Consider the following 11,586-nt stretch of genomic DNA (forward strand, 5'->3'; position numbering starts at 1 on the left):
CGGCGTCGTACGGACATCGAGAGCTCCTGATCGGGCGGGGCAGGCCGGGCGGCCTCGGTCGGACATGCCTGGCTTGCGGCCCCCGGCGCACCCCCCAGCACATCCGCCCCCGTCCCCTCAGCCGAATCAGACGATGGCCACCCTTATGTGTGAAGTGCACGGTCTTGTGTTGTTCGGCTGGAAGTGCGAAAACTAGCTTCGGTCGCCGGAGGTGACTGACGATGACGGCCCCTGCCATCGAGACCGCCGCTGACGGCGACGCCCTGGGTGCGGCGGTGTTCACGATCGCCGCTGACGGTTCCTACGGCGCACGGCTGGCGGGCGAGGGGGACGCGCGGTTCCCCGAGCGGTGGACGCTCGACGGCCCCGAGCCCTACGCCGTGCCGCTCCCCGCCGACCAGCCCGAGGAGCCGGACACCGGGCTGCTGCCGCTGGCGGACGGGCGGGTGCTGATCCACCGGCGCCACGGCGGCGCCTCGCACGTCTTCGGCGGTGGCGGCGGCCGGCACTCCTTCTCGCTGCTGTATCCGACGGGACCGCGGACCGGGGAGCTGCCCGTCGGCGCGGTCGAGTGCGAGCGGCTCGCACTGCTGCCGCCGGCCCCGGACGGCAGTCGCGCGTACGCCCTGGCCGTGGGCGAAGCGTCCACCACCGTATGGCTGGTGGCGGGCGGCGCCTTCGGGCCCGAGCGCGTCGCCGAGGTCGCGGGGCGCTGCTCGGGAGGCGTGTGGCTCGACCGTACGGGACGGATGCTCGCCCTGGACCGGGAGGCCGACGGGGTGACGAAGACGGTGGCCGTCGACCTGGAGCGGGGCGGGGAGGTGACGCCGCTGCTCCAGATCGCGGAGGGCAGCAACGACCGGCTGCTGCTCGCCGACGCGGACAGCGGGCTGCTGCTGATCAGGTCGGACGCGCCGGGGCACGACCGGCTGGGCTGGGGGGTGCTGGGGAGCATGCTTCCGGTGCGCTTCCCCGAGTGCCTGGGGCCCGCCGACTGCGCGGTGACGCCTTTCGCGGTGCAGCCGGGGCAGGAGCTGATGCCGGAGAACTGCGCGGTGGCGCTGCGGATCGACGGGGCGGCGGGGAGCTGGGTCGGGGTGTGGCGTCCTTCCGGGCGCAGGCTGCACCACCTCGCGGCGCCGGCGGGGTGGCTGGCGGGGGCCGGGCTGTGGACGCGCGCGGGGGTGCTGCGGCTGCCGTACGCGACGGGTGCGGTGCCGTGCGGGGTGGCCGCCGTCCAAGCCCCGGAAGACGTCGTCATCACCGAAACCGCACAAGCGGAACGCGCAGGTGGGGAACCATCCGCGGCCAAGGACACTCCTGTGGTGTGCAAGCCCGTACCGCTTCAGCAGGCGCCCCTCACCGGGCGCGGGGCCCGTGGTTAGACTCGGGCCGGGGCTGCGCAGCCGTTTCGGCTGGATGCGGACGGTGACGGCGGGGCGGGTCTTGCACCACTGAAAGTGATCGCAGCGATTCCAGGGGACCTCCCACCATGTCTGAAGCCCGAACCGACACGATCCAGACGCGGCCGCAGCCTTCGGCCGCCGAACGGGACGCCGCCGGCCGCTCCGGAAAGCACCGGGGAGGCGCGGCCACGACGGAGGATTCCAGCGCTCCGGCTCACGGCCGCCACCGCAGGCCGTAGGCCCAGGCCCGCGCAGGTCCGGGCCGCGCAGGTCCGGGCCGCAGGTCTCCGGGCCGCAGGCGCGCCTGGTGTGTGTTCAAGAGCATCGGACGGGCCCGGGAACCGGGCCCGTCCGGCGTTTGGGGGCCGGGGCGCGGCCGCCGCGCCAGTACATTTGCCCCGGCCCAGTCCGTACAGGCGCATCTGCCGGGGCACCGCCCCTGTTCCATACCGTCGTTCGCATGACGACGGCAAGGGACGACGGACCCGCGGTGAGCTTCGCGGGGGCGGCCGAGAGCTTCGGCGCGGTACGCGCCCCGGACGGAGTTCCGAACTGCCCGTACGCACCGACCTCGAACCAGAACCGGAACCGGAATCAGAACTGGAGCCCACCCCATGATCAGAGTCCTCCTCGCCGAGGACCAGGGCATGATGCGCGGCGCCCTCGCCCTGCTGCTCGGACTGGAACCGGACATCGAGGTCGTCGCCCAGGTGTCCGCGGGCGACCGGATCGTGGACGCCGCCCTCACGTCCCGCCCCGACGTGGCGCTCCTCGACATCGAACTGCCGGGTCTCAGCGGGCTCGACGCCGCCGCGCTGCTGCGCGACCAGGTCCCCGACTGCCGGGTGGTGATCCTCACCACCTTCGGCAGGCCCGGCTGTCTGCGCCGCGCGATGGAGTCCGGCGCGGCGGGTTTCCTGGTCAAGGACGGCCCGGTGGAGGAGCTGGCGGCGACGATCCGGCGGGTGCTGACCGGCGAGACCGTCATCGACCCGGTGCTCGCGGCGGCCGCCCTCAGTTCCGGGCCCAGCCCGCTCACCGCGCGCGAGTGCGACGTACTGAACGCGGCGGTGGACGGGGCGACCGTCGCGGACATCGCCGGGAAGCTGCATCTGTCCGAGTCGGCCGTACGGAACCACCTGGCGTCGGCGACCGGCAAGACCGGCACCCGCAACCGCATGGAGGCGGTACGGGCGGCGAGGCAGCAGGGCTGGCTCTGACCCTCTTCCCGTCCCTTCTCGCCTCCTGCCTCGCGCTACGCCTGCCTCTCGCGGTGGCGCGGCAGCCAGACCAGCATCAGCACCACTCCCGCGAGCAGCGCCCCGGCCCCCACCCGGAACGCCAGCGCGTATCCCGCCGTCAGCGCCTGCGCGCTCGCCTCGCCCGCCGTCCTGGACGCCGCGACCGTCGACAGCACCGCGAGGCCGAGCGCACCGCCCATCGTGCGGGAGGTGTTGATCAGGCCCGAGAGGAGCCCGGCGTCACCCGGCTCGCCGCCCGACGTCGCGAGCGAGGCCAGCGGGGTGGAGGCGAGTCCCGCACCGGCCATCATCAGGACACCCGGGCCGAGGATGGCCGTGAGGTACGTCCCTTCGGCGCTCATCGCGGACTGCCACGCCATGCCGCACGCCGCCACCAGGGTGCCGGTGATCGCGACCCGGCGGGCGCCGGCCCTGGCCATGAGGCGCGGGGCCAGCTTCGAGCCGAGGACGACGCTCAGCGAGCTGGGGACGAGGGCGAGCCCGGCGCCGAGCGGGGTGTAGCCCAGCACGTTCTGGGCGTACAGCGTCATGAAGAACCACATGCTGAACATCGCGGAGCCGTTCACGAACATCGCCGCGTTCGCCGCCGAGACCGCCCGCACCCGGAAGAACTTCAGCGGCATCAGCGGTGCCCCGGTCCGCGCCTCCACCGCCACGAAGACGCCGAGGAGAGCCAGTCCCGCGGCCAGCGGGACCAGGGTGGCCGCCGCCGCCCAGCCCTCGGCCTCGGTCTGCACGATCCCGTACGCCAGGGTCGCGAGCCCGGCCGTGACCAGCAGCGCGCCGGGCAGGTCCAGGCGCCGCCCGTCCCTGGAGTGGCCCTCGACGAGCCACAGGGCAGCGCCCGCGAGGACCAGCGCGCCGACCGGAACGTTGATCAGCAGCACCCAGCGCCAGGACAGCGCGTCCGTCAGTACGCCGCCGACGAGCCCGCCCGCGGCCCCGCCGCCCGCGCCGACCGCCGACCACGTTCCTATGGCCCGTGCCCTGGCGGGCCCCTCGGGGACGGCCGAGGTGAGGATGGTGAGCGTCGCGGGCGCCAGCACCGCCGCGCCGAGGCCCTGCACCGCGCGGGCGGCCAGCAGGTGCCAGTCCTCCTGGGCGAGGCCGCCCGCGAGGGACGCGGCGGTGAACAGGCCGAGCCCGGTCAGGAAGGTCCGCTTGCGGCCGAACAGGTCGGCGGCGCGCCCGCCGAGGAGCATGAATCCGGCGAAGGCGATCGAGTACGCGTTGACCACCCATTGCAGGCCGATCGCGCTCAGTCCGAGGTCCGCGCGCATCGAAGGCAGGGCGACGTTGACGACGGACACGTCGAGGACGACGAGGAACTGCCCGGCGCAGGCGGCCAGGACCACGGCCCAGGTCCGCGTGGGGCGCGGTGGGCGGGAGGAGGCACGGGTGGGCTCGGTGTCTGTGTGCTGCTGAACCATGGGTGTCATGGTCCCAGGTGCCTGGCGGCCCGTACATCCTGTCGTCGGCGTAGGACCGGAGTCCTGGGCCCATCTGGCGGGGCGTCAGAAGTCCGTAAGGTGTCCGAGCTGCCGGAAAGGGGGACGGCGGCTTGGATTCCGAGTGTCGGCCGGGCGGGGCGGAAGGTGCCGGCGGTTCTCACTTCGGAGCAGGTCGCGGCCAGCGTCAACACCAACCCCGTGATCATCCGGCGCAGCCTCGGCGACCTGCGGCGGGCCGGCCTGGTGGAGGTCCGCCACGGCGCCGGCGCGGGCTGGAGCCTGGCCCGTGGGCCGGAGGAGATCACCCTTCTCGAGGTGTACGACGCCGTCGGCGCGCAGCCGGCGTTCGGCCTGCACCGCACCGAGCCCAATCTGGAGTGTCCGGTCGGCCGAGGCATCCGGCCCGCCCTGAGCGACGCCTACGGTCGGGTCGAGCAGGCCATGCGGCGGGAGCTGGCGGACACGTCGATCGCCGACGTACTCCGCGAGACGCTGGCGGACCAGCCGGCAGACAGGCCGGTGGTCGGGCGGTCGCCATACCGCTTGTTGCGACGAAGACCGCTCCGTCAACCGAACGAGGAGTAAGGCTGTTGAAACCTTTACGGTGTCCGGTCGTCGAACTGCGGCAGTACACACTGCGCCCAGGACAGCGAGACGTCCTGATCGACCTGTTCGGCCGGGAGTTCGTCGAGCCCCAAGAGGCAGTGGGGATGACCGTCCTCGGGCAGTTCCGCGACCTGGACGACCCCGACCGGTTCGTCTGGCTCCGCGGCTTCGACGACATGGCGAGCCGCGCCGAGGCGCTGGAGAGCTTCTACGGCGGACCGGTCTGGCAGGCGCACCGCGACCAGGCGAACGCGACGATGACCGACTCCGATGACGTCCTGCTGCTGCGGCCGGCCTCGGCACGCGGCGGGTTCCCCGTGCCGGTCGGCGCCCGGCAGGCCGCCGGTGAGCCGGCGGCGTCGCCGACGCCGCTGGTCCTCGCCACGATCTGGTACGGCCACGGCCCGTTCGACACCGCGTTCGTCGAGTTCTTCGAGGAGCGGGTGCGGCCCGTACTGGCCGAGACCGGCGGCGAGCCACTCGCGTACCTGCGGTCGGAACACGCCCCGAACACCTTCCCGGCGCTGCCGGTACGGGTGGACGAGGAGGTCTTCGTACGGTTCGCACGTTTCACCGGCGAAGACCACCTCGACGACCACCTGAATCGTCTACAGCATTCGGAACACTGGCGCGAGGAGGTGCTGCCGGCCCTTTCGAAACGGTGGGCCAAGGCCCCGCAGCGGCTACGGCTGGCGCCCACGGAGCGGTCGATGCTGCGGTGAGTTCCGAGGGCAGCCGGCGGGTGGAGGGCGAGCGGCGCGTCAACCGCCCGAAGCAGGCGAGCCTGACGCCGAGCCACAGCCGTACCGTACCGCTCCCTGTGCTCACACGCCGCGTTGCCGAAAGTCCGCGCGGTGGGCGAGTTCACCTCGAAGAAGCCGAGCGCCAGACGGAAGGGCAGGAACGCGAGCAGAAGAAGGCCCACTGCGAATTCTTCGCGGAGGGCCTTCTCGTGGCCTGACCGAAGCCGGGAACTGGCCTCGTGGCTTCACTCCTTGGGGACGGTGCCCACACATTCAGAGAACGGGCTGCGCGCCACGCATTGGAACAGCGCACTCCACTTGCCGCCTCCGTCGGCGCCGGCAGATACCGTCTGGGCGCACGACGGATCAGACAGACCCCAGAGAGATCCTTCCGGCCAGCCGGCCTCATTCGTTCGGTTCTCTATCGCCTGGACACAGGTCGAGGGCGCCCCGAGGCGCTTGACTTCTTCCATGAATTCCAGGAACTGGGAATTCTGGGGAGCACTGTCCAGCTGGTTCACCGTTGCCTGCGCGTCGTTCCGCTCCTGCTCCGACGCGTCCGGGTTCTGGACTGTCACCAGCGCCTTGCTGTTCTTGTCCACGACCTGCTTGATCTTCTCTTGATCCTTCGGATCCTTGGGCTTCGTGTTCGGGTCCTGGGTTGCCTTCAGCGCATCGAGAGTCTTCTCCACTCCCGTGACTATCTTCTTTTGCTCCGGCGGAGCCAGGGGCTTGCCCTTCGGCTTCGAGAGTGCCACCAGCGCGTCGCTGAGCAATTCCACTCTGGCCTTGTAGAACGCCTTGTCCGCCGGCGTTATATTGGGATCCTGAAGCTTCGTCACCCAAAGGGCCATATTGTCGGCGATGTCCCTGTAGGCAGCTTTTTCGTTCGCCGACTTCTTCGGGTCCTGGGCTATTTGCAATGCCCCGGTGATGCCCGCCAGGAACTTCGTGTACGTGGCCTTGTCCTCCGCCGAGGTATTCGGGTCGTCGATGGCGTTCAGCGTTTTGCTGATATCAGCCACAATGTACCCGTATACCCGCTTGTCCTCGGCCGAGGCGGTCGGGCTGTTGATTATCTTCAGCGCTTCGGCCAGCACCTTGTTCAGGTTCGCCTTCACCTGCTCCGGCGCGTCCTGCGCCTGTTCCTTCACTTCCTTCTGTTCCTGCGGCGTCACAAACTTCTTCTGCCCATCCTGCGGCTGTTCCGGCTGCTCCTGTTCCGGCTGCTCCTGTTCCGGCTGCTCCGGCTGTTGCTGCTCCGGCTGCTCGGGCTGCTCGGGTTGCGGCTGTTCCGGCTGCGGCTGCTCGGGCTGCGGCTGCTGCGGCTGCTCGGGCTGTTCCGGCTGCGGCTGCTCGGGTTGCGGCTGCTCCGGCTCCGGCGGTGGGTCCGGGGGGTCGGGGGGGCCTGCCGTCGTGGCCTGGACGAGGACATCGGGCGCTGCCACAGCAGCACCCATGCCTACCGGCAGCGCGAGCACGGCAGCCAAGCAGGACGCGCCAACGATGCGGGGGATCTGTCGTCGGACAGTTCTGGACATGAGGGTTCCAGGTGCACTTGTGGTGTGCTGCTTTGTTCTTGTGGACTCAGCCCCTTGAGGCGGCCCTGGGTCACCGGAGCCCCACGGCTCAACGGTGCACTGGCATCACAAGAACAACTCTTCGCCCCCTCGCCGCATCCCGCAACTCAGGCGCGGCTCGTCGGGCGGAGCCCGTTTTCGTGGGCTCCGCCCGGCGTTCTAGACCGCGCCGTCGACCGCCGCCGCCACGAAGGCCGCGAAGGCGGAGGGTGCGACGGTGAAGGCGGGCCCTGCGGGCTGCTTGGAGTCGCGGACGGCGATACGGCAGGGCTGGGCGGCGCTCTCGACGCAGTCACCACCGGTGTTACCGCTGTACGACGACTTGCGCCAGGCGGCGGCGCCGAGCGGGGCGCACTCGACGCACTCGCCGCCGGTGTTACCGCCGTAGCTGGACTTACGCCACCGCGCGCTGGTCAGGTCCTGGCTGGCGCCCATAACGTTCCTCCCTTACGCGGATGATCAGTGCCGCCGAATCCTCTACAGAGAGGGCAGCGGCCTGCAAGTGAGCGTAACGAAGCGCGGCTTCCTTGACAGTCTCAGGGTTGGCAGTCATGTGCCCCGAGATGAGGTCCTCCGTGTAGACGAGGTCCGGGTCGTCGTCGAACCGCAGGGTGTTCAACGAGCCGATCAGGCTCGCGTGTTCACCGGCCGCGAAGGGGAGCACCTGGATCCTCACCCAGCGCTCCTCGCGGAAGCTCAACAAGTGAGCCAGTTGCTTCCGCATGACTTCCAGGCCGCCGATCGGCCGGTACAGCGCGGCCTCGTCCAGCACCACCCAGATCATGGGCGGATGCTGCCGACGCAGGATCCGCTGGCGTTCCATTCGAGCCGCCACCAGCTCATCCAGGTTGTCCGGCAGACCCGTTGCCAGCACCGCCCGCGCGTATGCCTCCGTCTGAAGCAAGCCGTACACCAGCTGCGCCTGGTACGTCGAGATGTACGCCGCCTTCGCCTCCATCTCCGCGTACGGCTGGAACCAGTGCGGCAGCTGGCTCCGCAGCACCAGCCCCACCAGTCGCGAGAACGTCCCGCCCGTCCCCAGCGCCGCGTCGATCCGTCCGAGAAGTCGCGGGTCGGCACCTTGCGTGCCGTTTCGATCCGGCCGATCAGTGAGCCCGTACAGAAGACGATGTCGCCGAGCTGCCCCTGCTTGAGCCCGGCCGCCTCTCTCAGGCGGCGCAGTTCGGAGCCGTAGTAGTCCAGCGGCGATGCGCTGGGATCGAGATCGCGGATGTCGACCATGCGGCGGCCACCCCCAAGTTCAACGCCGTGAGGCGCTCCTTTCGGTCAGTAGCCGAGCGTAATCGCGTCGTCGCACCCTGGTGACATGAATCACGCAACCGACCACTCACCAGCGCACATGGACGCCGGCTACCGCATGGGCTTCACCGTCGGTGAGCACTCGGCGCGGCACCTGCGGCGCATCGTGCGGATGTTCCTGGCCCGCTGGGACCTGGCCGAGCTGACCGACGCCGCCGAGCTGGCGCTCACCGAGCTGGTCGCCAATGTCGTACGGCATGTGCCCGGCCGGCACTGCACGGTCCTCGTCCTGCGCCGGCCGGGCGGACTGCGGGTGGAGGTCACCGACGGGTACCCCCGCCCGGCGACACGCACGATGCGCGGAGGCGACGAGCTCGATGAGGATGATGAGGGTGATGAGCTCGACGAGGGGGGGCGGGGGCTGCTCCTGGTCGAGGCCGTGACCGACCGCTGGGGCACGGTGCCGCTGCCCGGCGGCAAGACGGTCTGGTTCGAGTGCGACGCGAAGTCCTGCCCGACCCCGCCTACCATGTGACCGCCCAGTACGTACACGTGCACGCATGACCGGAGGAACCCCCATGGCCGCCGCCGCTCCCAAGCCGGAGACGCTCGCCGCCTTCGCCGCCGCCAAGGGCTTCATGCCGGTACGCGAGGGGCTCGCCCTGTACGCCGCCGCCACCGAGGCCGCCGCGCTCGGGCTGCCGCTGCTGGAGGTCGGCACGTACTGCGGACGCTCCACGATCCTCCTCGCCGACGCCGCCCGCGAGGCCGGCACGGTCGCCGTGACCGTCGACCACCACCGGGGCAGCGAGGAGCAGCAGCCGGGCTGGGAGTACCACGACCCGACGGTCGTGGACCCGGAGGTGGGCCTGATGGACACCCTGCCCACCTTCCGCCGGACCCTCCACACGGCGGGTCTCGAAGACCACGTGGTCGCGATCGTCGGGCGTTCGCCGCAGGTCGCGGCCGTCTGGGGCGGCGAGGTCGGCCTCGTCTTCATCGACGGCGGACACACCGACGAGCACGCGAACGGCGACTACGAGGGCTGGGCCCCCCATGTCGCGGCCGGCGGGCTGCTCGTCATCCACGACGTCTTCCCGGACCCGGCGGACGGCGGTCAGGCCCCGTACCGCGTGCACCAGCGCGCCCTCGCGTCCGGCGCCTTCACCGAGATCTCCGTGACCGACTCGCTGCGCGTCCTGCGCCGTACATCCTCGGGTATCTGACCGGCCCGGATAGCATCGCCGCGTGTCGTACGACAGCCAGCCCCCCACTTCCCCCCCTCCCCCCACTCCTCCTCGCCGCCCCGGCCCCAGGACCCTCGCCGTCGCGGTCGCCGTGCTCGTGCCGACCGCCCTGGCGGGCTGGTTCGTGTGGCAGGCGGCGAGCGGCCCCGGAGACAGCGTGCCGACGGCGATGCCGCTGCCCGGCAGGAGCCGGTCCACGACGGCGACCACGACCACGACAGCGACCGCCGCGAAGCCGACCCCCACGCCGACCCCCACGCCGACCGGGTCGAAGGACGACAAGCCGCGCCGGGCCGGGCCGCTCACCGGCAAGGTCGTGGTGATCGACCCCGGCCACAACCCCGGCAACTTCCGCCATACGGAAGAAATCAACAAAATCGTCGACGTCGGAACGCACCGCAAGGAGTGCGACACCACCGGCACGTCCACCACCGACGGTTACACCGAGGCCGCGTTCACCCTCGACGTCTCGCGCCGCCTGCGCACTCTCCTGGAAGAGCAGGGCGCGACGGTCACGCTGGTGCAGAACGACGACCGTCCGTACGGTCCCTGCGTCGACGAGCGCGCCCGTATCGGCAACGAGGCGAAGGCCGACGCCGTCGTCTCCGTCCATGCCGACGGTTCGGCGGTCGGCAACCGCGGCTTCCACGTGATCCTGCCCGCCGTGGTGAAGGCCGGCGCCGCGGACACCGCGAAGATCGTCGCCCCCTCGCGCGAACTCGGCACGCGCATCGCGGGGAAGTTCGTACAGGCGACCGGTATGGCGCCCTCCAACTACGTGGGCGACGGCACGGCGTTGGACGTGCGCAAGGATCTCGGTGGTCTCAATCTGACGACTGTGCCGAAAGTGTTCATCGAATGCGGCAATATGCGTGACCCGAAGGACGCGGCCCTGCTGTCGAGCGGCGGGTGGCGTCAGAAGGCGGCGCAGGGAATCTCCGACGGCATCGGCAGTTACCTCAAGGGGTAGGTCTGATACCCGGCGGTCGCCCCGGCCGGGGGGACGATACATTCATCCGTACGATGGGGAGCTTCCCCCGAGCTTCGCACTGTGCCGCCCCGACGAGTCGACCCACTAAGGACCTTCAAAGTGAACATCCGCTCCCTCACTCGAGGCGACGGCGTGGTGATCGGAGCAGCGGTGGTGCTGTTCGTCGCCTCGTTCCTCAGCCTTGTCTCCGTGCCCGAATGCAGTGGCGAGTTCTGCCCCGGCTCGTCCTCGTCGCCCAGCGCGTGGGACTCGCTGGGCCTGCTGATGAGCATGTTCCTCGCCGGAGTCATCGGCGCGGCGCTGATCATCCTCGGCCGCGCCATGCCGGGGCGCAAGGTCGCCGGCCTGGACCTCGGGCAGTTCGGGGTGGCCTTCACCGTCTTCGCGCTGTGGACGGCCTTCTGGACGCTCATCGACATGCCCGGTGACGCGGGCGCCGGCATGATCCTGGGTCTGCTGGCCGCCCTCGTGCTCGCCGCCGGCGCTGTCGCGGCCCCGCTCGTCCCGGCTCTCAAGGCCCCGCTCATGGGTGCCCCGAGGCCGCAGGTCGCGCAGCCGTACGGCGGCCACCCCGGTCAGCCGGGCCCCGGCGGCTACGGCTACCCCGGTGCCCAGCAGCAGCCCTACGGCGGCCAGCCGGGACAGCAGGGCCAGCCCGGTCCCGGTCAGCCGCAGCCCTACGGCGGCCAGCCTCAGCAGCAGGGTCAGCCGGCCCAGCAGGGCGGCCAGCCGCAGGCGCAGCAGGCTCCGGCCCCGCAGGCGCAGCAGCAGGCCGGTGCGCCTGCCGCCGACTTCGCGCCGTTCTGGTTCGCGGTGCCGGTCGCCCGTCCGCTGTACGCCGAGGACGGCACGCCGACGCCGATCGCCGAACTGGCGCCCGGCACCTGGTACTTGGCGGTGGACCAGCGCGGCCCCGGCCTGGTCGCCCAGACGCAGGACGGCCGCCGCGGTGTCCTCCAGGACACCACCGGAATCCAGCGCGGCTGACGCCACACGCCCCGCAGCAGCGCGACGGCCCCCCGCCCCTTCCGGGCGGGGGG

At 71.1% G+C, this 11,586-nt stretch carries 10 protein-coding genes and 2 pseudogenes; 8 read left to right on the forward strand and 4 right to left on the reverse strand.

From position 1 onward, the window contains the following. Positions 1 to 221: 221 nt before the first annotated feature. Both ACWDZ4_RS28275 and ACWDZ4_RS28280 read left to right on the forward strand, forming a co-directional pair. On the forward strand, positions 222 to 1,385 hold the full coding sequence (locus ACWDZ4_RS28275) for a hypothetical protein (RefSeq protein WP_451511214.1): 1,164 nt from the start codon (positions 222 to 224) through the stop codon (positions 1,383 to 1,385). Positions 1,386 to 2,020: 635 nt separating this feature from the next. Then, positions 2,021 to 2,626, forward strand: coding sequence for a response regulator (locus ACWDZ4_RS28280; RefSeq protein ID WP_451511215.1), 606 nt, complete (start codon positions 2,021 to 2,023; stop codon positions 2,624 to 2,626). 35 nt (positions 2,627 to 2,661) lie between these two features. On the opposite strand, the gene ACWDZ4_RS28285 is transcribed toward ACWDZ4_RS28280, so the two are convergent. Next, positions 2,662 to 4,098, reverse strand: coding sequence for an MFS transporter (locus tag ACWDZ4_RS28285; protein WP_451511216.1), 1,437 nt, complete (start codon positions 4,096 to 4,098; stop codon positions 2,662 to 2,664). 99 nt (positions 4,099 to 4,197) lie between these two features. Between ACWDZ4_RS28285 and ACWDZ4_RS28290 the strand changes: the two are divergent. Both ACWDZ4_RS28290 and ACWDZ4_RS28295 read left to right on the forward strand, forming a co-directional pair. Beyond that, positions 4,198 to 4,617: pseudogene (locus tag ACWDZ4_RS28290) on the forward strand (Rrf2 family transcriptional regulator); the annotation flags it as partial. Between the two features lie 92 nt (positions 4,618 to 4,709). Next, positions 4,710 to 5,447, forward strand: coding sequence for an NIPSNAP family protein (locus ACWDZ4_RS28295; protein ID WP_451511217.1), 738 nt, complete (start codon positions 4,710 to 4,712; stop codon positions 5,445 to 5,447). A gap of 266 nt (positions 5,448 to 5,713) precedes the next feature. On the opposite strand, the gene ACWDZ4_RS28300 is transcribed toward ACWDZ4_RS28295, so the two are convergent. From ACWDZ4_RS28300 to ACWDZ4_RS28310, 3 genes and pseudogenes are all read right to left on the reverse strand, one after another. After that, positions 5,714 to 6,958, reverse strand: coding sequence for a hypothetical protein (locus ACWDZ4_RS28300; protein WP_451511218.1), 1,245 nt, complete (start codon positions 6,956 to 6,958; stop codon positions 5,714 to 5,716). Positions 6,959 to 7,207: 249 nt separating this feature from the next. Next, positions 7,208 to 7,483 carry a DUF397 domain-containing protein gene (locus ACWDZ4_RS28305; protein ID WP_451511219.1) on the reverse strand — a complete coding sequence of 92 codons (276 nt, stop codon included), beginning with the start codon at positions 7,481 to 7,483 and terminating at the stop codon, positions 7,208 to 7,210. Continuing rightward, positions 7,443 to 8,290: pseudogene (locus ACWDZ4_RS28310) on the reverse strand (helix-turn-helix domain-containing protein). The gene ACWDZ4_RS28305 and the pseudogene ACWDZ4_RS28310 overlap by 41 nt, the downstream one beginning before the upstream one ends. A gap of 85 nt (positions 8,291 to 8,375) precedes the next feature. On the opposite strand from ACWDZ4_RS28310, the gene ACWDZ4_RS28315 reads away from it, so the two are divergent. The 4 genes from ACWDZ4_RS28315 to ACWDZ4_RS28330 all read left to right on the forward strand — a co-directional run bounded on the left by ACWDZ4_RS28315 (position 8,376) and on the right by ACWDZ4_RS28330 (position 11,533). Then, complete coding sequence (locus tag ACWDZ4_RS28315; protein ID WP_451511220.1) at positions 8,376 to 8,843, forward strand: ATP-binding protein; 468 nt, start codon at positions 8,376 to 8,378, stop codon at positions 8,841 to 8,843. A gap of 43 nt (positions 8,844 to 8,886) precedes the next feature. Then, positions 8,887 to 9,534 (forward strand): class I SAM-dependent methyltransferase, encoded by a 648-nt coding sequence (locus ACWDZ4_RS28320; protein WP_451511226.1) that lies wholly within the window; start codon positions 8,887 to 8,889, stop codon positions 9,532 to 9,534. Positions 9,535 to 9,556: 22 nt separating this feature from the next. Then, entirely contained in the window at positions 9,557 to 10,525 is a 969-nt protein-coding gene (locus ACWDZ4_RS28325; RefSeq protein WP_451511221.1) for an N-acetylmuramoyl-L-alanine amidase, read from the forward strand. 120 nt (positions 10,526 to 10,645) lie between these two features. After that, on the forward strand, positions 10,646 to 11,533 hold the full coding sequence (locus ACWDZ4_RS28330; RefSeq protein WP_451511222.1) for a hypothetical protein: 888 nt from the start codon (positions 10,646 to 10,648) through the stop codon (positions 11,531 to 11,533). Positions 11,534 to 11,586 lie beyond the last annotated feature (53 nt).

Source organism: Streptomyces sp. NPDC003016 (assembly GCF_053591455.1).